This is a genomic window from Sulfurisphaera sp., from assembly GCF_059755235.1.
The window spans coordinates 1-21,909 of sequence record NZ_DBPRYF010000023.1 but is presented as its reverse complement, the minus strand read 5'-3'; the positions used below and the strand labels follow the sequence as shown (position 1 = coordinate 21,909).

Genomic DNA, 21,909 nt, shown 5'->3' with positions numbered 1-21,909 from the left:
TTTGTTCATAAGGTTAATAATTTCATGTAAACTATAATATCTCTGAGAGAAATTGATTTTTTCAACTTCTTTTCCATCTTTTAAGTAAGTTCTCGTAACTTGAAGTCTAGAAGTAAAAGGATCAAACTTATTTTGATCTATGATTAAGTATGGTGGCACATACGAGTGTACAACTTCAGGTTTATTATATATCATAAAATCTCTATTTTCAAGGTTTATTACTGCTATTCCTTCTGGTGAAGTAACTTCCTTTAACTCTCTCAAGATTTTTAAATCGTCTTCCTCTTCATAATATCCTAAGCTGTTAAAAACATCAATTACTATATCAAACTTAGTTTTAATAATTTCACTGAGTTTTCTCATATCACCTCTAATGAACTCACCATTCTTAACGTTCTCACTAGCTTTCTTTATCATCTTATCAGAAATGTCAACCCCAGTTATTTGATAGCCTAACTTACTAAGAAAATACGAGACCCTTCCGATTCCGCAAGGTACGTCAAGTACCTTCTTTCCTTTTACTCCAAATTTTTTTGAGACCTCATCAACCCATTTGGCCCACTTTTCTCCTTCCTCCCATATCTTCAGCATTTCGTTAATGTACAAATCAGATTCAAATATCTTAAGCCAATACTCTTCCATTAAACTCTTTTACTCTTATATCATAAATAAATTTGATGATCAAACTAACCTTTTTTCTAATCTCATTACTACTCTTAGCCTCAGCATTCCCATTGCCTGCTAATGAAGTGTTAGTATACCAAGTAGTTTTAACACACCAAAGCGAAGTCACAGTATTCAACTATACATTTATAATAAACTCTATTCAGAACAACTTCATTAATTTCACTGTTATTATAACTAATGAGAATAATGGTAGTGTATTGCTAAACAATACATATGTTTATCCTCAAAATAATCTAAAAATACTCCCTGTTAACGGTACGGTCTTTAATGGCCAAAACTTTACCTTTACGGGATTTGCTAAATATAATGGCCAAAATGCAAGTGTCTATAAAGGGTTCTTCGTTATAAACGGCCTTCAGATCCCTTCTACAGCCTACTTCGTAAATGACACATTAATATATCTGAATGGTAGTATACAAGGCTATTCTCTTTCAGTTTCACTAAACCAAGAATATAGTTTAGTGTCTCCTTCTTCCTCTTATTCTGCTTATATTATAATTGGTATAGTTATTGCTATGATAGTTCTAGGGGTAGTGGCTTTAATAAAGATTGGGAAAATCTAAAGAAAATATTTTTTAGCAAGCATTTTGTATTTTTCCTAAATAACAAGTTTAAACTAAAAACAGTCAGTTGAGGATTTTCCTTTCTATAAAAGAAAAATCCTTAATTTAACTCATCAAGTCAAGTCCTACCTTATCTAAGCTCTTAAGCCACTGTATGAATTTTTTAGTGTTTTCCCCTTCGAAAATTGAGCCGTGCTGGGGAGCTATGGTATTGATTTCTAATCCTTCTATCCTCTTCAACCAAATGTCGATCGCCTTTTTAGATGCTATATACCTTCTGTGGAACGGTTCCATCCTCTTTGCATGTGAATCGAAATCTTCAACAACTAAGTACCACTTATCACCAAATTCTACAGCCCCTATATCTCCAGAGAAGTATATTTTACTATAAGTATCATAATAATGGAAATTACCTGGAGAATGCATGAAATGGGCTGGTATTGCCTTTATGAAATCTATATCCATTCCTTCATCTGGTATATCAATTATTCTATCTTTCATCTCTGCACCTAAATGAGGCAGAAATCTTTCCCATAATGCCGATACATAAATCTTAGCATTTGGAGCTAAATCAACCCACAAGTTTAAACTTCCTATAACATCTGGGTCTTGATGACTATAGAGTATTACTACAATATCTTCTGGCTTTACAAACTTAGTTACATTTTGATAAACTCTTTCAAAAACATAGTATCCACCAGGGTCTAATAAATATCCTTTTCCTTCATGAGTTATAAGATATTGATTAGTTAAAATCCCTTTTTCGTTGTCGCTCTCGTCTAGTCCTAGCCATATAAACTTGTGTTTTTCATCTTCAAACAGTACATAAGGTTCATGCACTTTCATTCGTAATACCTCTTAGTATTGCTTCTGGTTCTAAAGCCACGTATATATTTACTTTGAAATGTCCTTCTATTTCATCAAAACTTTCTTCTCCATTTAGACTAACATAAACTCCTTTAACATCTCCACCGACAAAAATTATTCTAAAAGATTCAGTCTCAGAAGAGCCAGAAACATAAATTAATTGATATCTTAAGAATTGATGAATTAAATCTGAAATTACCGAAATAAATTGACCCTTTTTAATTTCAACCTCTTCAGTTTTTACTAGCCTAGATTTCATTAACAGTTTTGTTATAAAGCTTAATTTCCCTAAACTTTCAGAGAAATCTGCAGTAGTCTGTATTATAGTTACCTTTTTAGCCTCTTCTTTAATTCCATTTAAAATATTTTTACCTATCTCTTTTAAGTATTTATTAACAATCCATTCCTTTTCTCCTTCATATTTAACTGCAATATTAACTATGTTGCCTCCTTTTTCCTCTTTTATAGCTATAAAAAATTGAAGTTTATCCTTTGTCTTTGACTCAAGTGTATAAACACTCATTCCTTTCGTATCCATTTTTTCCTCTATCGTAAAGGTATCTTTGAATGAAAATAGTAAAAATCTTGAGAATCGCAAAGTTATTTCATTTCTACCTCTTTCTACCTGATAAGGAATGTAAGAAAGAATAATATCTGGATCTTTTATAATACTAGATAAAGCCTTGATATCAGCATCAACTCTACCTTGAACTAAGTAACTTTTCACGTTAATCACTCTATAATTCATACTATATAATTATTCTTTATAAAAAACTGATGAGAAAATCTTTAACAGAGTTAATTACATAATCATTAATATGATAATACTTTTGCAAAAAGATTTGGAAGAAGTATTAACAGCTGATATGGCTGTAAATGCAGTGAAAGAAGCTTTTTCTCTCTATTCTTCCGGTAAAGTTACACAGCCACAAAGACAAGTGTTAACAGTTAAAGGAAACTGGTGGGGGATAATGCCATCATTTACAGAATTTTCTTTTTCCACTAAAATTGTTAACGTAATCCCTCGAAATAAAGAGAAAAACCTACCCTCAGTCCAAGGTGTAGTAATACTTATGTCGCCAGATACTGGAGAGGTTCTAGCAGTAATGGATGGCTCAGTACTAACTGCAATAAGGACTTCTGCTGCAAGTGTCCTCTCAACTGAAATAGCTCTTCAAAGTAGAAAAATTGAGACTTTAGGAGTCATCGGAGCTGGAATGGAAGCAAGATACCACCTTAAGATTGCCTTAAATTACTTCTCGATCTCGAGGGTTTTAATAAGCGCAAGAAAAAGTCATTATGAATTAGCAAAAGAGTTTGGTGCAGAAGCTGTAGAGCTAGAGAAGCTTCTACGGGAGTCAAACGTGATTTTTGCAACTACTTCATCAGATAAACCAGTTGTTTTAGGTAGATATCTGCTTGAGGACTTTCACATCTCTAGTATTGGTGCTCATACACCAAATGCAAGAGAAATAGATGATGATACGTTGAAAAAAGCAAAGACTTATTTAGTAGATTCAATAGAAGCGGTATCTAATGAATCAGGCGATTATACACAGCCAAAAGAGAGGGGTATTTTACCTAGTGACGTATATGAGATAGGCGAAGTCATAAATAAAGGTATTAAAATTCAAAGGCCATCAATATTTAAGACTGTAGGTATAGCTGCACAAGATAACTTAACAGCTTACGAAGCTTATAAAGAAGCCGTCAAAAGGGGTTTAGGAGTTCAAGTCTAATCTACTATCCGTTGTAAAAGGCGAGACCTTTTAACTATTGTGACTTTTCCATAATACATTAGGGTTATTAGTTCTTTTATTAACTACTAGCGCTAGAACAAACAGTACAGAGGAAAGCCTATTCAAATAAGTAATGTGAATCTCTTTTGCTTTATTCTCTCTCATTAGTGTTACTACACTTCTTTCAGCCCTTCTGCATACTGCTCTTGCTAAATGTAAAAAAGAAGAAGCTATATGACCTCCAGGCAGAACAAAGTTCTTGAGAGGCTCAAGTTCTTTTTCAAAAGAAGAAATTAAATCTTCCAGTCTCTTAACTCTTCCTTCAGAAAAATTCATATCAAAACCTGCTATTTCAGAAGATATTGTAAAAATATCGTCTTGCAACTCTTTTATCACATTAGAAATTTCCGGATAGAGGGAGGATACAACTCCCAAGACGGAGTTCAACTCGTCAAGATCTCCTAGAGCTTTTACAATATCACTATCTTTCCATGTATCCCCTACTGAAGGTACTTTTGTTTTACCCTTATCTCCAGTACCAGTGTACCACATTATGAGTTGATTTTTTAATTCGATCGAGGCTATATAGCTTTTTGCATGAAAAAGTACTTACCAATAATAGGAGTAATCTTAGTCTGGAGTTCAGCATATCCCCTAATAAAGATAGCTTTAGTTTATATGTCTCCTATAGTTCTTGCAATTATTAGGCTTACCGTAGGAGGACTTCTCCTTGCTGTATATGCAAAAGGGATTGTCTATGGCGTCAAGCAACTTATTGGTGCAATTCTAAACGTAGCCCTTTTCATGATCTTTCTTAATTTCGGTGTTATGCTCTCTCCAAATCCGGCACTCTCAGCAACGTTAATATATACCCAACCAGTATTCATTGTAATTTTGAGTTATTTTGTATTTAATGAAAGAGTAAATTTAGCTAAAATATTAGGTGTTATAATTGCTATCAGCGGAGCAATTTATGCTTCAGGTAATGTGGAGATAAATTTGGGAGCTTTAATCTCTCTCATTGGAGGATTTATCTGGGCCGTAGGAACTGTATTTTATAGAAAGTTTCTGATAAATGAAGATGTAGGAAAGCTAAATTCTTTTATGGCATTAGTTTCTGTTCCAATCCTTTCCCTTTTCTTACCATTTCATTATTATTTTACGTTTTCTATTGAGGGTGTTCTAGTCGCAGTTGTTATAGGAATAACTGCTCAAGCACTAGGTTTTATCTTCTGGTTTACCTCGATTAAAAACCTAGGAAGTTTTAAGGCAAGTACACTCTCCTTGTTAGTTCCCCCTCTTTCATACATGTTCTCTTATCTTATTCTTAGGTGATATACCTACTGTAGAAGAAATAGTAGGCTCTTCTCTTGTCCTCTTAGGGATTCTTTTGACTTTTAAATCTTAGACCCAGGCTTTAGTATTTCTCCATGCTGTATTTGTACTTCTGGAGAAATTAAGGCACCGAGTTTGTTCACTTTTCCTCTTGTTACTCTTGCTGGATAGCTTGATGTTATTACACTAGCACCTACTTTAGCTTTTTCCCCTACTATAGTATATGTAAGATATGATTTAGAACCTACATCAGCCTCCGGTTCTATTACGCTATGTGCAACTTCACAATAAGCACCTACATTAGCTTCTCTTTCTATACTGCTATAGTCTCTAACTAGGGAATAATTCCCTATGTATGCATCTTTCCCTATATAAGCTGGTCCTTTAATTATTGTGTAATCATCTATGATGGCACCATCATCTATAATAACACCTTTTCCTATGATCGCTGTCCTAGAAATTTCGGCGGTCTCAGATATTACACTTTTTTTATCTTTTAGAAGGAGTTCTACTGCGTCTATCAAATCTTCTGGATAACCTATATCTATCCAGGTCTCGCTCCAAATAAAATATTTTAACCTTTCTTTCCTAGAATTTAGATATTCTAGAAAATCTTCGAAAGCTTCATTTTTTATGATGTAAGCTCCGCCAAGCGCTAACGTAGAACCACTATTAACAATCTCTATTTTGTCTCCTTGAATTTTTGCTAACCCATAAGTTGAAACCCCTTCACTTACTGGAACTAAAGGTATTACATAATCAGCTCCAGTAGTAAGGTAATTGTTTATTAAACTAATGTAAAACTCTTCTGGAGCTATAATATCTCCAAAAGATATAACAACGTTGTTTCCGCTAACTCTTTCTAAACCGTCTTTTATTGCCCCGTTAATTCCTTCTTTTTTCTGTATTATAACTTCTCCAGAAACGTTTAGTCTTTCTAATTCTTCCTCTATTTTCTTTTTCCCTTTTTCAGAGGTAACTATAACAAAATCATTTATTCCAGCTTTCTTTAAACCTTGAATACTGTAAGAGATGATAAGTTTGCCTAATAGACTTATTGTCTCTTTTTGATTCTTTTCAGTATAAGGTAAAAGTCCCTCTCCCTTTCCCCCTGCCAATATTACTGCTTGCACATTTAATCTCTCTCTCTTTTCTTATTAAATGTGATAGAAGTAAAAGTTCCTTTGAAGCTCACACTTTTTGGTGAACATGCAGTAGTCTATGGCAGACCTGCAATAGCCTATACTATTTCTGAGTACTTGACGTTAAGATTTAAGGAAAGTGAGAAGTTTTACATTAAGTCTGATAATCTACAGATAAAAGGTGTTAAGGTAAACTTAGATGAATTTAAGATAGAGAATGAAAGTGTAAAAAGAGTCTTAGCTTATGTTGTAGAGACAATAAACTACTTTGGTAACCAAAAACCTGTTGAGATTGAAATTGAGTCTCCTGTAGATCCATCAGTAGGTCTAGGTACAAGTGCCGGAGTCGTAGTAGGCACAGTTGCAGGGTACTCTTCATTTTTGGGAATGGAATTAAACAAAGACGAAATAGCAAAGATCTCTCATGACATTGAACTAAAAGTGCAAGGGATAGCTAGCAGGATGGATACCTATACGGAAACCTATGGAGGTTTTATCTTTATTGAAGGGGATAAGTTTGAAAAAATAAATACGGACTTGTCTTTCTCTGCAGGCTATTTCAGAAGAATAATGACTACTGCTGAGATGTTAAAAAGAGTAAAAGAGATGAAGGAGAACAAAAGGGAGCTATTTGAGACGGTATTGGATACAATAGGAAAAATTGTAGTTGAAGCAAAAAAATCTTTGGAAAATAATGATGAAGAAAGTGTTGGGGAATTAATGTATATGAATCACGGTCTGCTTTTCTCTTTAGGCGTTACAGTTCCTCAAGTAGACGAGTTTATATCAACTTCTAGAATGGCTGGCATCAAGGGTTGTAAGATTAGTGGTGGGGGTGCTGGTGGAGCAGTTGTTTGTACAAAAGACGAAAGAGCTGTACTTCTACTGAATGCTATGGGTGGTAGAGTTATAAATGCCTCACCATCATTTGGTGGAGTTAAAGTGTTTTCTTTATAGGCTTATGTCTATATGATGCTTAATCTGATTTTCTTTCAGTTCAAAATGAAAGATTTCAACGGTTTTACAAAATCTTCAACCAAGGATTACATTATTTTGGAAAGTAAGACGATTGTGTTTATACCATGATGTGAGAATTATGCTGAGGTATTTCATAATAGCGACCTAATATCGCTACTCTGCAACGAAATTCCCGGCCTAATGATTCCTAAGACTTTGATAGATGCGAGATAATTAATATTAATGAATGTTTATTAAAGTTACATTCCTAAGGTCTATCAATAATAATACTGAACAATGTTTAACCTAAAACTTTGAAAACTTTCTCTTCTATTGTCATACTTTATTATGATAAAGTTAATTTAAAGGAATTACTAACTTATTCTTTGTGTGTGGCATAATAGGAGTAGTTTCACTAAGTGAGAGCAAAAGACTTGCTGAGATGACTGTTTCTGCTTTGAAAAGACTAGAATATAGGGGCTATGACAGTGTTGGGATTGTCTCTGTTAGTTCAAATGGGTTAGAAGTTAGAAAGGCTAAAGGCAAAGTAGATGAGGTAGTTGTGCAGAAAAGAGTCCAAGAAATGCAGGGCTATGTATTTCTAGGTCATACAAGGTGGGCAACACATGGACCTCCAACAGATTATAATGCCCATCCTCATACTGACTGCTCTGGGAAAATAGCGGTTGTCCATAACGGTACTATAAAGAACTACAAGGAGCTAAGAGAGGAGTTAGAGAGCCTTGGCCATAAATTCAAAAGTGAAACTGATACAGAAGTAATACCCCACTTAATTGAGGAATTTATGAAAAGAGGAATGGACCCTTTTCAAGCGTTTAAGTCAGCAATTAAGACATTAGATGGCAGTTATGCAGTCTTAGCTGTTATACAAGGTGAAAGAAGGATATTCTTTGCAAAGAAGGATAACCCTCTTGTTATAGGTTTAGGGGAAACGCAAAACTTCATTGCAAGTGATATTCCAGCCTTCTTACCATACACAAGAAGAATTTTAGTGATAAGAGATGAAGAGTTAGGCTTCATAACGCCAGAAACAGTTTACATTGAGGACAAGGACGGAAACGTAGTAAACGTGAAGGAGAGAATTAGAGTAGTTGACTGGGATATTGAAACAGCAAGTAAAGAGGGCTATCCACATTTCATGATAAAGGAAATACACGAATCACCAAAGGCAGTGAAAGACACAATTGACAGTCTCCTTTCTGATATAGATATAGTTGAAAGAATAGCAGAAGAGATAAAGAACGCTGAAAGAGTGATAGTAGTAGGAGCAGGAACAAGCTATCATGCTGGTTTATATTTCTCCTTAGAGCTTAATAGGCTTGGAATCACTTCAATCCCGGTTGTAGCTTCTGAGTACTACAATTTAAAGAGCAAAAGAGGAGATGTTGTTTTAGCAATAAGCCAAAGCGGAGAAACAATAGACGTATTGCAAGCTGTAAGGAAGATGAAAAATGATGGTGCAAAAGTAGTATCAATAACAAACGTTATTGAAAGCGCAATTGCAAGGGAAAGCGACTACAAGCTATATATGAGAGCTGGCCCAGAAATAGGTGTTGCCGCAACAAAGACCTTTACAACACAAGTTGCTTCGCTTCTCTTTATATCCAAGGTTATCAAAGGTGAAAATGTAAAGGTGTTGGAGAAAGCACCAGAAGAGATAAGAAATACAATATCACTAGTTGAGGGTATAACTAAAAAGATAGGAGAGGAATTATCTAAGAAGTCAAATATCTACTATCTTGGTAGGGGACTTTCAGTACCATTAGCAATGGAGGGAGCACTAAAGATTAAAGAAATAGCATACGTACATGCAGAAGCCTATCCTGCTGGTGAGAGCAAACATGGTCCTATCTCTTTGGTGGAAAAGGGGTTTCCTGTTGTCTTGATTAATGAGGGTGAGATGAGTGAACTATTGCAAAATAATTTAATGGAGATGAAAGCCAGAGGTGCAAAAATCTACGCTATCAGTGTTAATAGAAAGATGAGAGATGCTAATGTAGAAATCTACCTAGAGAGCGAAACTCCACCACTTGTAATAGCTCCAGTTATTCAGCTAATAGCTTATTATGCCTCAATTAGTAAGGGTTATGACCCAGATAAACCTAGGAACTTAGCAAAGACTGTAACTGTAGAATGAAGGAAAAAAGTCAAAAATTTTAGGTGTTTGCGTTTATTAAATATCTTGTTTATTTACTAACTAAATATCTTTTATCCCTCTTGGATAACAAGAGAGGGAAGTTACTCTTGATTTTAAGAAAGTCTTCTTTCTCAATTTCTTCATTAAGCTCGTCGACGGTATAACTCTTTTGTTCGTTCTTCATCCTCACTTTTACTGTTAAGCTTTGAGTCTTTACTTCCCTTTCACCTAACACTGCTACATAAGGAATCCAGTCCTTCCCAGCCCTAGCGATTTTGGAACCTAAACCATCTGGTAAATCATCAACGTCTACTCTTCCTTTAATTTTGCTTGCAATCTCTATAGCATCTTTTAGGAACTCTTGCTTTACTGGCAAAAGCCTCACTTGAATAGGGGATAGCCATAATGGTAAATAAGGGGGAGAGGACTTCTGCCCATTTAAAATGTAATAATAAGTAAGTAAATTCACATCTATTTTAGTCACATCTCCTTCATCCTTACTTTTAACTACATATTTGTTCTTTGAGTCTGAAAATTCCGCTGGTATACTCTCTAAATCTCCCTTCACACTAACGACTATATGGGGGGACTCGTTTATACAAGGAAGTCTCCTCCCTTGTGGTTCCAAATATTTTATTGCTATTTCCCCTTCTTGTTTTACCTCATCTCCAGTAATCACAAAGCTCTTGCTTAAGTTTTTAACATACTCCAAAACTGCATTACGCATAAAGTAAGCATAAGGTGAGGAAGGAAAACCAAACTTATCACAAACAGCTAATTCTTCACTTTTCTCATACTCAACCTCATGCCTAATCCTCTTGCTTAGCTCACTAAGAGGGTGACCATAACAGTTTACCATGAACTGTTTATACCAACCGAAAGGAGTCCTATAAACTTCCACATTTTCTTCTTTAACCATATTCTCCATCTTTTCTAGTATAGGAATAGCTAAAGAAGGAGTCTCTAAATTATCTGATAAATGAGCGTAAGGATATATAACTATAGCAGAAGCTTTTACCTTGTGGTAAACGTCAACAATTTCTTTAACAGCTCTCTTAACAATTTCATCATCATCACCCTTCTCCACAGTAGTAAAGGCAACTAATACGTTTTCCTTCTTTAAACTTGAAAGCTTAGGCTCTTCTGGGTTCTTTATTGCTTTCTCCTTGACTGAAAAAGAGAAATCAGAGGCATGGATCAAGAGTATAATCATTTTTTCTTACCACAATTTAATCTCTTGACCGTTTTCGGCTATAACAACTTCTACTCCAGACTCTCTCCTTAACTCTTCAGCTAAAACTGATGAGCTATCTGGAGAACCGTGTACCAAAACCACCTTCTCCAAGTTCTTAGCACTTTTTATCATCTCCTTAAGCTGATTTTTACCAGCATGGCTTGAGAAGTCAAAGATCTGGAACCTTGCTTTCAGCATTGGCGAATACTCATCAAATTTACCAGTTTCTAAAAGCCTCCTCCCTGGTGTGTTTTCAGCTTGGTAACTCACTAAAAACACTGAGTTTTTACTATTGTCAGCAATCTTTTTGAAATAGTAAACTGCAGGGCCACCTTTTAACATACCAGCACTGCTTACAATAACTCCCTCATTTCTCACAGCTTTGTTCCTATCGTTCCAACCGTTTACGTACTTATAGTAGTTGTAAGCTTTTTTCAAAGACTCATAATCGTTAATAAACTCGGGATTTTGTATCATTAACTCTGTTATCTCTTTCACCATTCCGTCATAATAAACGGGGTAATCAAAGTTCCTGCTAGCTAAAACTGATAGAATCTCTTGACTCCTTGAAAGGCTGAAAGCTGGAACTAGTACAGTCCCTCCCCCCTCAATTACTTCTTTAACTGATTCGTAAAATTCATCTTCAACAACTTTCCTATCTGGGTGATTAAACCTACCATAAGTGCTCTCAATAACTAGTACGTTAGCGTCTTTTAAAAACTCGTTCTCAGCAGGCTTAACTAAGTGAGTATTTATAACGTTAGTATCACCAGTATACACAATGTTGCCTTTATCAGTCTTCACTTTTATCATAGAACTGCCCGGTATGTGACCAGCATCACCAAGTTCAACTTTAAACGAAGAAACCTCAAACTCCTCATGGTAGTTTACACTCCTAAAATTGTCCATTACTTTCCTAACTTCAGTCCACTCAAAAGGGACTTTAGCACCAGACAGCTTTAAGAAGTCTTTCAGCATTAGCTCAGTTATTAACCTTGTCAACCTAGTGCCGTAAACTGGGTAATTTCCAGAGATCTGATATAAAGGCAAAGCACCTACATGATCAAGGTGGGAGTGAGAGACTATAAACCCCTTAACTCTGCTTGGTACCTCTTGTAAAGGTAGATTAGGATTATCATTTGCGTCAAAGTTCACTCCGTAATCTAGGATAATGCTCTCTGAGTTTGAAGAAACCTCAATAGCAGCCCTTCCTACTTCCTTGCCTCCTCCTAAAATCTTAATATAGTTGTTCATTATGCTTTAAAACTCAAACAACAAACTATTAAATTTGATTTATAATATATTCTTGTGAAGCCAAAACAAAACCAGTTTAAAAACCTGGAGAAGATGCTTGGCGTAAAGACAGAACAGCTTGACGCTGTTAAAGTGACAATAGAGTTAAAGGACAAAGTCCTAGTTATTGAGAATCCAAACGTTATAAAAATGATTGCTCAAGGTCAAGAAGTTTATACTGTTATGGGGAGTGCTAAAGAAACACCTAAAGAAGAACAAAAGGTTGAGATCAAGGAGGAAGACGTAAAATTTGTAATGGAACAAACCGGTAAGAGTGAGAAAGAAGCTAGAGAAGCTTTAGAAAAGGCAAAGGGGGATATAGCTCAAGCTATACTTTTACTGACTGAGCAAGGTTCCTAATCCTTTTTCTAATATCTTCTGGTGAAGGAAAAGTAGATACTATGATCGTAAGTCCATCTTTTTCAGCCAAATACAAAGCTAGTGGATCGAGTCTAACTGGTCTATGGAAAACAACAACTGGTGGTTTAATAGGTGCAATCTTAAGAGAGATCATTGGAGATCTACCAGAAGTGACGTTAGTAAAAACTACTACTCTACCAATCATAAAGTTAAGTAATTGGTAAAACTCCATACCCTTCAAACTTGTTATAGCTTTTATACTGTCTGTAAAAAGCCAACCGTAGATTTTAACGTCGGGGATCGTTGAGTTGGGAATAAATCCATTTACTGCAGTAGCAATCTCATCTATTCCAACTGGAGTAGGGAAATCACCTAAATCATCAATGTAGGGCAACATTAATGTGTAGCCTTTAACTAATTCATTAATCACCTTGTAACCCCTAGAGGTATCAATCTCAATAAGGCCTAGTACATATTTACGCAAAAACTCGACTCCAGGTTTTCTTCTCCCCCTTTCATAATCAGCAATGACTGATTGAGTAACACCAAGGTACTTAGCTAACTCGCCTTGACTGATCTGAAAAGCCTCCCTCCACTTTTTCATAACTGAGCCTGGGGAGGAACTCCAGCTTATATCACCCAAAATTCTTTTAGCTAAGTTTTCAATGATGTAATCCACAGAAAAAGCTATTAGAGTAAAAGAAAAAATACTTTTGGGCCCGTGGTCTAGCCCGGACTAGGACGCAGCGCTCGGGCCGCTGTGGTCCCGGGTTCAAATCCCGGCGGGCCCATTGGGCCGGTAGCTCAGCCTGGAAGAGTGCTCGGCTCGCAACCGAGAGGTCCCGGGTTCAAATCCCGGCCGGTCCACATTTTGAGTAGATAACCTAATTGTTGATTAAATCAGCTTCTTTAAATAGAAAAAGATTAGAGATTAACAAGATATAGAGAAACAGATCTTAAGCATGAAAGGAAAGGAAAAAAGAAAATATAGCCTTATCTAAAATAAATTATTATCTTCTTAAAACTACTATAGCTGCTATTGCTGCAATCACTATAACTACAACAATGATTATTACGTCAGTTATTGGGAAGCTTGAGCTAGTTGTTGAAGGAGTCGAGGTACTAGGCGTGGTTGTAGTTTGCGAGGATGCTGTGGTAGTTGATGTTAGTGCAGTAGAAGTTGTGGATGTCGTCGTTGTAGTAGAACTACTTGTTGTTGCAGTAGTAGTTCCAGACGTCGTCGTAGTTATAACTATCTTCTGTACATGTATTAATGTAGTTAAAGTCTGAGAGACGCCATTATATGATACATTTATCGTCAACACATAATTCCCGGGGGCTGTGAATGTTTGAGTTACTTCATATTCTCCATTTCCCAGAGCCATCACGCTCACCTTACTTTGGTTCAACCGGGCTGTAACATTTGGTGTTGCTTGTCCGTTAATACTTACACTAAAAACTATTGACACTGTTGATCCAACAGTTACGTTAGTTAAGTTATATTCTTGAGTTGTTACTTGGACTGGTTTGACCGAACTACCATTTTCAGTGAACTTTATTGGCGTTACAGTTATCTTAATTGGGGTCAAATAGACTTTGACAGTCGTTGTTCCGCTTACTGTTATAGATGTTGAGTTAGTGAAATAACCTGGGGCTGAAACTGTAACGTTTACATTACTTCCTATTGGCAAAGAATAAGATGCAAAGCCCGAAGAGTTAGTGGTCTGAGTAGTTATTGTTGAATGTGATGTGATGTTATAAATGCTTACTTTTGCATTAGGAATTGGAGAACCGTTTGTTGAGATTGCTTCAATGTTTAGCTTCGCAATTGTGACTTTTGGTGGGATTGTCAATGTTGTCGTACCACTTGGTGACTTTATTGTTATTGTTGCAGTACTAAATTGGGGTAATTTTACAAGCACGCCCTCTGGGCTAATCGCTACTGGTACAGTTGAACCGTAGTATAATAGCTGTGGAGTTCCAATAAAAGACGGGAATGCATTGTTTGTTTCTGTTTGGTTTCCTATTTGTATTGTTCCACTAGGTGTTGATATTGTATATGAATTTTCATAGGAGAATGGGTATTCAATATATAAGTATGTAGACCCGCTCATGTTTTGCATTTCAAGAGTAACACCATTTTCAGTTATTTGAGTTGCTGAAGGTAGAGTTGAAGAAAGTCCATAGGACACATTTACTATTATAATACCCATGGAATAAGAAAGAAGAGCCCCATTTGTGGCATTCTCAAATTCAGTGTATACGTAAGCATAGTATATCCCTTGAGCAATTCCTTTGGGAACTTGTAGTAAGAAAGTATTCTGTGGTGTCAAATAAGGTGTTGCACCTTGTTGATACGTCGTCGGTTTATAGAAGCCTAAGTCAGTATAAACAAAAGAGTTCATAGTACCGTTAGGTGTTGAGGAGGGGAATGAAACTTGAAAGCTATATGTTTTCCCGGGCTGTGCGTTTAACACGTAGACATTAGCTGTTCCATTAATATAAGTTGTTATTGGTGAATATGAAGAGTGAGCCACATTAACGTATAAAGTTTGACCTTCAACAGTAATAACATGGTTTCCTACGCTTAGAGATATTGGTACAGCTTGGTAGGAGTATGGAGATAACGTTACTGTTGTATAGAGCGATGAGTTCACGTATATCGGAACACTCTCTTGTGTAAATGTGGGGTTAAAAAGATATAGATTAAAAGTCGCTGAAGAACCAGTAGTAGTTATCCCTATAGAACCTTGTGGATAATAGCCAGAATAGTATGGAGTTGGCGCTACGTTAACAATTACTTGTTGAGTCGATGCCGATAAAGAAAAAGATATTATACTTGCGGTTGTTAAAATTAATACTCCTAGCAATATTAAGGAAAGCTTTCTTATCGCGATCATGTTGGGGTTCTTTATTATACAAAAGTTATTAAATGTATTGCCAATAATATCAAATCCCATTCTCTCGCGAGTAACACTAAATAAAAGTAATTGTAATATAGAAAATTCTTTATAATGAGTTTTGTCTTCATTCAACTCCATTTGTAGTTAATAATAAAACTTTAGATATTTTGTTCTATGTAAATATGTTATACTTTATGATCGTTCCTTGTTTGTCTTTATAAGTTCGACACCTCTCTTCAGTTCTTAATAACTAAGCCGAACCAAAAGTACAAAGATTTTTTACCGAAATCCATGTTTCAAACACCAAACTCAAAAAAGTCAATACCATTTAATCACTTTGTTTTGTATACAGTTGTATACAAAACTTTATAAATAGACTCTCGCTCTTTTTGTTAGAAGTGCCATGAATAAAATCGTAGGTCTAACTCTATCTATACTATTCGTATTTGAAATATTCCTATTTGGATTCGGAATACCATTAGCAACACAAGCGACAACCCCACCATCTCTTGGACAAGGACAAGCCTACTATATTCCACAAAATAATACAGTAGTTTTTGTGTACAATGTTAGTGGAATAACATTAAGTACTGCAAATGCTACTGCTCTACAAAACACATTTGCATCATACTTTAATGTAAATCTAAATGTTCAGTACGGAACAGGCTACTCCCAAACCTACACTCAATCATTATCAATAAGCAATTATGCAGGAGACGTATACTTCGCATATAACCCAGGCACAAACAAAATTGAATATGTCATAATATTAGCTGATGTAGTTGGACAAAGTTCTATATCTGGGCAAGGTGTACCTGTAAGCAACATATATAAAGTCACGGGAATTCCAAGTTACTTAGTTATAAGCAATGATACTAGTAAATTTACTCCAGCGCAAAACCCATGGTCTATTCCAGTCATTAAGGAAGTTACTCAACAAAACATTCAAGGTTATATAACAGATCCATCAAGCACAGCGCCACAATTCTTCTATGAGTATATAAGTGGTCAATTTACTCAAAGTGGAATAAATATAGGAGGTGTTACAATTTCTACGACACCCACTAGCTCACAATTAGTATTTGCACCGTTTGCTTTTGTAGCTCCAGGATTCTACAATCCACTTCAGAACTCAGGTGCACTTGGACCAGCATTACAAAAGAATGCATCAACAGGAAAACCATACATATGGGGTAGAGCATTGATTAACACAACAATGTATGATCCATTCGTCTATTCTGGAACTGATAATATAACGTTCCAGCTAAACTATTCTACCCCAGGCCCATTACAGATCAGCATGGCTCAATTAGGATATATAGCTTCAATAACTAACTACCCAAGCAGCCTTACTTACTTGTCTTACAGATTTGCAAATGGTTATCTTAGCTTCTTAGGATTTATAGCTGATTATAATTCAACTAGCGGTCAGACGACACTAAAAATAAACGGAGTGACACCCCCAATAAGCGGACTGATTACAATAGAAGGTCCAAATGGCAAACAGTATACTTATGCTGTTATATTAATAGCTATAACTTCACAGTCGGGAGTTGTTGAAAGCTTCAGCAACTTAACAGTATACTATTATGTGGTATCTGGCAATACTCTCCAATTAGAAAGTACTGAGGCCTATCATAATACACCTAGCAATAATATCTTACCAGTATATGGCTATACTGGCCCACTAACTATAACTGGCACATTTAATGGAACATCAGCAACTGTAACTATTTCACAAGGAAGTGCTCCTACATTAAACACATACAACACATTAATTAGCTTAACTGCGACAGCGTACGAAGGTATAACTGCAAAGGTGAACGGGTATTATACTACATCACCTATATTATCTACTCCACCAACAAGTCTATCAATCAGCGGAAAAACTACATTCCAGGATGCAGGATATCTGTACCCCACATATGCTAAAGCTACTGTTACATTACTAACAAATGCAACACTAACATTTAATAACATTAGATTACCAGGCATTTCATTTGCAGGTATAGTAGTAACTCCTGCATATCCATTAATAAATGGTACTTCCGCAATGCAGTATATGGCTACTGCTCAATATACTACTGTTACTATCGATTCTAATAGTGAATATGAATTACTGATATCTGGGTCTCAGATTGTAATGCAAGGAACTGCATCAAACTTACAAGAAGTTAAAGGCCTAGCGTCATTCTCAGATACCATAATAGTTCAAGATGTGCCAGGATCTAAGACAGATACTGGTCCATTAACTCTAGAATTTGTATCTTCTCCGCAGTATGCATATATAACACTAGTAAACTTAAAAATATGGAACAACCAGACTTCAGTTGTAGTTCAAGCGTATAGCGGTACAGGTCAAAAAGTAACAGTAAACACAGGACATTTCTATGCAGTTATAATACCTCCAAGAATATCTATCTCAAAGATTACTCCTCAAAGCTTTGAGTGTACTAATGCATCATATGTCTACATATATGATCCAGACGCAATATTAGTGCCAGGCAATCCGACTGGAAGCTTCACATATGCCACTGGTTCATTAAACTATAATGGAAACACAGAACAAGGCGCTATAGTATTCTATGGTTCTACTGTATATGAGGCAACTGGTGGTGTGTTTGCAAACTCAGCTTCGCCCTTAAAAGTATCTTCACCAGGTAGCGTTAGTTACACGGCAGTGGCAACAATTGATGGTTTAACAGTTAATCAATTATCACTTGTTAATCCATCTCTATTACAATACTATGCTGACAATAACCCAACAGTAAACTTCTACTTTGAACAGCCAAACTACCTAGCAGGGCTAACTGTTAGCTACAATAATAGTGTATGGTCTTCACAGAATGAGCCAGGATATTTAGAGATAACTCCGCAAAATGCTCCACATAATGCTGATTATATCATAACTAACTATGTAACTTTCAAAGTTTTATCTTCATATGCTCCAAACCTAGTGCCTTACCAGACAAATGCGTTTATAACTATAACACCTAATGCATCCTTCGTAGGAGCAACTGACTACTACAATTATGTAAGCACAGACTATGCTGTATATTACCACTTTAGTGCTTCAGGACAATATCAGGTTCAAACACAAATAACTGTACCAAACATAACTGCAACATTATACTTCGCCAATGCGGTAACACCATTATATGCTTCCTATGCATCGTTATACTTCAATGAATCTTACTATGGAGCCAGCTTACCAGCATACCTAGCCTTAGGAACAAACGGCCCATTAATATGGAATGCACCAAGCTTCCAGCAGTTTGGAGTTTATGCAACCCCACTCTACTTATCTAAGATGCTAAGCGTTAATGTAACATTACCTAACGGAAACAAGTATACGATATTGTTGACAACAAAGAACATTTCCACTCTATTCGTATCATTGGTTGCTCAGCAGTTACAAAGTTGCAATGGAATATTTGAGTTTGAGATTAGCATTCCAGGGCTAGAGAGTATATTAAACATGAATGTAAAGCAATTAAATGGCAGTACATTAACAGTATCAGTATATGACTATGTAACTCACGAAACTTTAGTAGCAAGTACAAAGTTGGCAGCTTTATCTGAGTTAGCTCTAGTAGCAAAACAACCTGGTGAAGTATTCTACTTCTTAACATTCAAAGCATCTAATGTGATATTAACAGCATCCACTCCATGGTTCATAGCTACAAGCATGTATAAGGAACCAGCACTAAACTTTACTGATTTAGAATATGCTCATACCAATCCAACAAGTATATTACACTTAACTGTTAATAATATAACTGTATTCCACAACGGCTATAAGGCGATGGTATACTACAACGCAACTAGTGGAAGGACTATAGCAGTCAATGTATATGGTAAAGTTGTAGCAAACTACTCTGGTAACTTATTACCAACTATATCTGAAACTGCTGCAAATAGTGGAATGTTTAACGGAACACTACCATTTACTATTCTATCAAATAATACTGTAAATACATTAACAATGAGCAACATATCTATATACACTAATGGAACTTTAGCACTCACGTTATCAAATGGCAATGTAGTGCCATTAGGACCAGCCGGATTATTTGTATTGCCAATCATAACATATCAAGGAAAGTTGATAGGTTATAATGCAAATGTATCAGTAACTGTATCTGATCCAGTAAGTAGCGTAACAGTACCAACATACTTGACATCAGCTAATATAACACCAATTAGATTAGCCCCAATTCCAACAATTCCACCAATATCTAATGCTCCAGTAGGAAACTACTACTATACCTCTTCAGTTAGTATATCTCCATCAAACCCAGTAATTAACATATATGCCAGTAGCGTATTACCATATCCATTTGAGTTCTACATTATAGCAATAGCTAGACCAGGTGTAAATGCATCATCTACAGCTCCAGTAGTATACTATTCATATCAAGCAGTAGTAGCTAAGCCAGCTTTAGGAATTGCATCACAGCCTTACATTGAAGTAGCAGTACAGATGAGCGGAATAATTGCATTACCTGCTGGTAGCTACACAATACAGATGTTTGCTGTGCCATTCGCACAAGGACCAACAATCTCTGAATATCCAGCAAGCTTAGTCTTCACAAATGTAACTATATTGTAAGGGGGGTTATGGAAATTTTTAAAAGCCAACTAATCTTTTTTATTTTATAAGATTTCAAGGTGAAAGAGTATGAATATGCGTTTCGTTCTCGGTATAATTTTATCAATGATGGTATTATCCCTAGGATTTAGTGTCTTTACAACTGCTGCAACAACCCTTCAAGTGGTATCTCCTCAAAACGGTCAGACATACTACTGCGGTCAACAATTAATAGTGATAGCAAAATACGTCCCTAATACTGTAGCAACAGTTTATTTAGTTCACGGAACTACTAGCATACCAGAGGGTACATATACATTTAACTCTACTGGCTATATAACTGTAAATCTAGGTACATTCGGCTCGGGTAATCTAGCTGACCCTGGTGAATATACTATTGATATAGATGTAAGCTCACCATCATTTGCCGCTGCTAATGTTACAGTATATTATAAACCATTCGTAGCTACTATAGTAGCCCAAGTCCAAAATGAACAACATCTACCAGTATCTGGTGCTATGGTCTATCTGTATAACACTACTGCAGGCGTACATAATCTTGTGGCTATGATGATGACTAACTCTACAGGCCTAGCAGTTTTCCATATCACTGCCTTTAATTTCACTCAAGACTTCCAAGTAGTAGCTGCTGAAGCTGGATATGTAAATGCAAGTGCAAGCGTGTCTATACTTGAAAATCAGACTAGGACAGTAACTTTAACGCTATATCCTGCCGTACTCAATGTATATGTTGTGGGTGCAACACAAAACGGAATGGCTATAGACCCATTAAATCCTGCTGGTTATTCAGAATTAGTGGCAACTGCAGGAAATAATATAACAGTGTATTTTGAGACTATGTTTGCTGGGATGCAAGTAACTAATGCAACTGTTAATGTAATGGTAACCACGCCAACAGGTACATCAATGTACACAGCTACTCCAGTAACATCTGGTACTTATAAAGGATATTACATGGTATCATTTATGTTGCCATTAGCAAATGTTTCCTATAGTGCGGTATTAAATGTAACAGCAACTTATTCGTCATTAACTAGCAGTATTTATGTGCCAATAGCAGCTCAAGTTAACTATACTGCATTGATTAATCACTATGTAACCTCATTGAACACTGAAATTGAGAAATTAAACAGTACTGTATACGCATTAATGAATGAGATATCAGCATTAAATACTTCAATAACTACGCTAAAGTCTGAATTATCAACTATTACGAGTGTAACATCAGGTCTACAAAGTACTGTAAGTTCTTTAAATAGTAGTATATCATCATTAAGTAGCACAGTTAGTAGCTTAAACAGTGAGGTATCAAGTCTAAACAGCCAAGTTAGCAGTTTAAACAGTAAATTAAATGGTGTAACACCATTGGTCTATGGAGGATTAATAGCTGGTATAATTGGTTTAATTATAGCTATAGTTGCAATAGTTTTAGTTTATAGAAAGATAAGTTAATCTTTTTTTCTTTCTCTTTTTTAACTTAAATGTGGAGTTGTATTCATTTGCTTTTCTTGTTTATAATGTTAATATAGGTATGAAGGTAAATAATAGATATGTCTAAGTCTTATTGGTATATCTTCGCAAGTATGAGTGAGTACTTGTTTTGTAAATCGATATATTGGGAAGGATATTTCAGCAAGTCTATTATTGTAAAAAAACTACTATAGAGTAAAGACTTAATTTAGAGGGAAATTCGTTTAAACTTAATCTTCATGTGGAGTATATTATAATATTCCCAGTTATCAAACTCAATAAGAACCGAAGCGAAAAATTTTAAACCGTTTGTAGTCAATTGTATAATGCGGCCGTCGTCTAGCCTGGATTTAGGACGCTGGCCTTCCAAGCCAGTAATCCCGGGTTCGAATCCCGGCGGCCGCACTATCTGTTTTTATAATATATATTTGTAAGGAGCTCTGTAGAAATCCCTAATAAAGCATTTATTTATTGAAGGTATTACCGTATTATGACTTATCGTATTACTGCAAGATTACCTAAATTCGTGAAAAAATCACTAGAATATAAGTTGGTAAAACAAGCTTTAACTACATCCAAAAGAGTTCTC

The 21,909-nt window shown here is 35.7% G+C and carries 17 protein-coding genes and 3 tRNA genes; 11 read left to right on the top strand and 9 right to left on the bottom strand.

The window, feature by feature from the left end:
- A partial coding sequence (locus AC3OCB_RS02640; RefSeq protein WP_498340646.1) for a class I SAM-dependent methyltransferase occupies window positions 1-642 on the bottom strand: 642 nt, incomplete at its 3' end.
- A gap of 35 nt (window positions 643-677) precedes the next feature.
- Between AC3OCB_RS02640 and AC3OCB_RS02635 the strand changes: the two genes are divergently transcribed.
- Window positions 678-1,250, top strand: a complete 573-nt coding sequence (locus AC3OCB_RS02635) for a hypothetical protein (protein ID WP_498340645.1) — start codon at window positions 678-680, stop codon at window positions 1,248-1,250.
- 105 nt (window positions 1,251-1,355) lie between these two features.
- On the opposite strand, the gene AC3OCB_RS02630 is transcribed toward AC3OCB_RS02635, so the two are convergent.
- Window positions 1,356-2,096: an oxygen-binding di-iron domain-containing protein gene (locus AC3OCB_RS02630; protein WP_498340644.1), complete on the bottom strand. Its 741-nt coding sequence runs from the start codon at window positions 2,094-2,096 to the stop codon at window positions 1,356-1,358.
- Window positions 2,083-2,844 carry a hypothetical protein gene (locus tag AC3OCB_RS02625; RefSeq protein ID WP_498340643.1) on the bottom strand — a complete coding sequence of 254 codons (762 nt, stop codon included), beginning with the start codon at window positions 2,842-2,844 and terminating at the stop codon, window positions 2,083-2,085. The genes AC3OCB_RS02630 and AC3OCB_RS02625 overlap by 14 nt, the downstream gene beginning before the upstream one ends.
- 91 nt (window positions 2,845-2,935) lie before the next feature.
- On the opposite strand from AC3OCB_RS02625, the gene AC3OCB_RS02620 reads away from it, so the two are divergent.
- The gene (locus AC3OCB_RS02620; protein WP_498340642.1) at window positions 2,936-3,856 is read left to right on the top strand and encodes an ornithine cyclodeaminase family protein; all 921 of its coding nucleotides are present in this window, start codon (window positions 2,936-2,938) and stop codon (window positions 3,854-3,856) included.
- Window positions 3,857-3,886: 30 nt separating this feature from the next.
- Here the strand turns inward: AC3OCB_RS02620 and AC3OCB_RS02615 are convergent, their stop codons facing one another.
- Entirely contained in the window at window positions 3,887-4,408 is a 522-nt protein-coding gene (locus AC3OCB_RS02615; RefSeq protein ID WP_498340641.1) for a cob(I)yrinic acid a,c-diamide adenosyltransferase, read from the bottom strand.
- 45 nt (window positions 4,409-4,453) lie between these two features.
- On the opposite strand from AC3OCB_RS02615, the gene AC3OCB_RS02610 reads away from it, so the two are divergent.
- Window positions 4,454-5,191: a DMT family transporter gene (locus AC3OCB_RS02610; RefSeq protein ID WP_498340640.1), complete on the top strand. Its 738-nt coding sequence runs from the start codon at window positions 4,454-4,456 to the stop codon at window positions 5,189-5,191.
- 62 nt (window positions 5,192-5,253) lie between these two features.
- Here the strand turns inward: AC3OCB_RS02610 and AC3OCB_RS02605 are convergent, their stop codons facing one another.
- Window positions 5,254-6,324 carry a nucleotidyltransferase family protein gene (locus AC3OCB_RS02605; protein ID WP_498340639.1) on the bottom strand — a complete coding sequence of 357 codons (1,071 nt, stop codon included), beginning with the start codon at window positions 6,322-6,324 and terminating at the stop codon, window positions 5,254-5,256.
- Between the two features lie 30 nt (window positions 6,325-6,354).
- On the opposite strand from AC3OCB_RS02605, the gene mvk reads away from it, so the two are divergent.
- Complete coding sequence (mvk, locus tag AC3OCB_RS02600; protein WP_498340638.1) at window positions 6,355-7,290, top strand: mevalonate kinase; 936 nt, start codon at window positions 6,355-6,357, stop codon at window positions 7,288-7,290.
- Between the two features lie 388 nt (window positions 7,291-7,678).
- Window positions 7,679-9,448: a glutamine--fructose-6-phosphate transaminase (isomerizing) gene (gene glmS, locus AC3OCB_RS02595; RefSeq protein ID WP_498340637.1), complete on the top strand. Its 1,770-nt coding sequence runs from the start codon at window positions 7,679-7,681 to the stop codon at window positions 9,446-9,448.
- Window positions 9,449-9,497: 49 nt separating this feature from the next.
- On the opposite strand, the gene AC3OCB_RS02590 is transcribed toward glmS, so the two are convergent.
- Both AC3OCB_RS02590 and AC3OCB_RS02585 read right to left on the bottom strand, forming a co-directional pair.
- Window positions 9,498-10,661 (bottom strand): threonyl-tRNA synthetase editing domain-containing protein, encoded by a 1,164-nt coding sequence (locus tag AC3OCB_RS02590; RefSeq protein ID WP_498340636.1) that lies wholly within the window; start codon window positions 10,659-10,661, stop codon window positions 9,498-9,500.
- A gap of 6 nt (window positions 10,662-10,667) precedes the next feature.
- On the bottom strand, window positions 10,668-11,936 hold the full coding sequence (locus AC3OCB_RS02585) for an MBL fold metallo-hydrolase (RefSeq protein ID WP_498340635.1): 1,269 nt from the start codon (window positions 11,934-11,936) through the stop codon (window positions 10,668-10,670).
- Between the two features lie 93 nt (window positions 11,937-12,029).
- On the opposite strand from AC3OCB_RS02585, the gene AC3OCB_RS02580 reads away from it, so the two are divergent.
- Window positions 12,030-12,335 carry a nascent polypeptide-associated complex protein gene (locus AC3OCB_RS02580; RefSeq protein WP_498340647.1) on the top strand — a complete coding sequence of 102 codons (306 nt, stop codon included), beginning with the start codon at window positions 12,030-12,032 and terminating at the stop codon, window positions 12,333-12,335.
- Here AC3OCB_RS02580 and AC3OCB_RS02575 read toward each other — a convergent pair.
- Window positions 12,304-13,014, bottom strand: coding sequence for a helix-turn-helix domain-containing protein (locus AC3OCB_RS02575; protein ID WP_498340634.1), 711 nt, complete (start codon window positions 13,012-13,014; stop codon window positions 12,304-12,306). The genes AC3OCB_RS02580 and AC3OCB_RS02575 overlap by 32 nt on opposite strands.
- A gap of 36 nt (window positions 13,015-13,050) precedes the next feature.
- On the opposite strand from AC3OCB_RS02575, the gene AC3OCB_RS02570 reads away from it, so the two are divergent.
- Window positions 13,051-13,126 (top strand) — tRNA-Pro (locus AC3OCB_RS02570).
- Window positions 13,127-13,128: 2 nt separating this feature from the next.
- Window positions 13,129-13,202: transfer RNA gene (locus AC3OCB_RS02565), tRNA-Ala, on the top strand.
- A gap of 143 nt (window positions 13,203-13,345) precedes the next feature.
- Here the strand turns inward: AC3OCB_RS02565 and AC3OCB_RS02560 are convergent.
- Window positions 13,346-15,376, bottom strand: coding sequence for a carboxypeptidase-like regulatory domain-containing protein (locus tag AC3OCB_RS02560; protein WP_498340633.1), 2,031 nt, complete (start codon window positions 15,374-15,376; stop codon window positions 13,346-13,348).
- A 265-nt stretch (window positions 15,377-15,641) separates the two neighbouring features.
- Here AC3OCB_RS02560 and AC3OCB_RS02555 point away from each other — a divergent pair, with 265 nt between their 5' ends.
- The 3 genes from AC3OCB_RS02555 to AC3OCB_RS02545 all read left to right on the top strand — a co-directional run bounded on the left by AC3OCB_RS02555 (window position 15,642) and on the right by AC3OCB_RS02545 (window position 21,725).
- A complete protein-coding gene (locus AC3OCB_RS02555; RefSeq protein ID WP_498340632.1) occupies window positions 15,642-19,850 on the top strand; it encodes an S-layer protein SlaA in 4,209 nt (1,402 codons plus the stop codon).
- Between the two features lie 69 nt (window positions 19,851-19,919).
- Window positions 19,920-21,302: a hypothetical protein gene (locus tag AC3OCB_RS02550; protein WP_498340631.1), complete on the top strand. Its 1,383-nt coding sequence runs from the start codon at window positions 19,920-19,922 to the stop codon at window positions 21,300-21,302.
- Window positions 21,303-21,648: 346 nt separating this feature from the next.
- A tRNA-Gly gene (locus tag AC3OCB_RS02545) sits at window positions 21,649-21,725 on the top strand.
- Window positions 21,726-21,909: the final 184 nt, after the last annotated feature.

Coding starts and splice junctions, on each gene's coding strand:
- AC3OCB_RS02635 (WP_498340645.1), top strand. CDS start 678: ATGATCAAACTAACCTTTTTTCTAATCTCATTACTACTCTTAGCCTCA.
- AC3OCB_RS02630 (WP_498340644.1), bottom strand. CDS start 2,096: ATGAAAGTGCATGAACCTTATGTACTGTTTGAAGATGAAAAACACAAG.
- AC3OCB_RS02620 (WP_498340642.1), top strand. CDS start 2,936: ATGATAATACTTTTGCAAAAAGATTTGGAAGAAGTATTAACAGCTGAT.
- AC3OCB_RS02615 (WP_498340641.1), bottom strand. CDS start 4,408: ATGTGGTACACTGGTACTGGAGATAAGGGTAAAACAAAAGTACCTTCA.
- AC3OCB_RS02610 (WP_498340640.1), top strand. CDS start 4,454: ATGAAAAAGTACTTACCAATAATAGGAGTAATCTTAGTCTGGAGTTCA.
- AC3OCB_RS02590 (WP_498340636.1), bottom strand. CDS start 10,661: ATGATTATACTCTTGATCCATGCCTCTGATTTCTCTTTTTCAGTCAAG.
- AC3OCB_RS02585 (WP_498340635.1), bottom strand. CDS start 11,936: ATGAACAACTATATTAAGATTTTAGGAGGAGGCAAGGAAGTAGGAAGG.
- AC3OCB_RS02580 (WP_498340647.1), top strand. CDS start 12,030: ATGCTTGGCGTAAAGACAGAACAGCTTGACGCTGTTAAAGTGACAATA.
- AC3OCB_RS02560 (WP_498340633.1), bottom strand. CDS start 15,376: ATGGAGTTGAATGAAGACAAAACTCATTATAAAGAATTTTCTATATTA.
- AC3OCB_RS02555 (WP_498340632.1), top strand. CDS start 15,642: ATGAATAAAATCGTAGGTCTAACTCTATCTATACTATTCGTATTTGAA.
- AC3OCB_RS02550 (WP_498340631.1), top strand. CDS start 19,920: ATGAATATGCGTTTCGTTCTCGGTATAATTTTATCAATGATGGTATTA.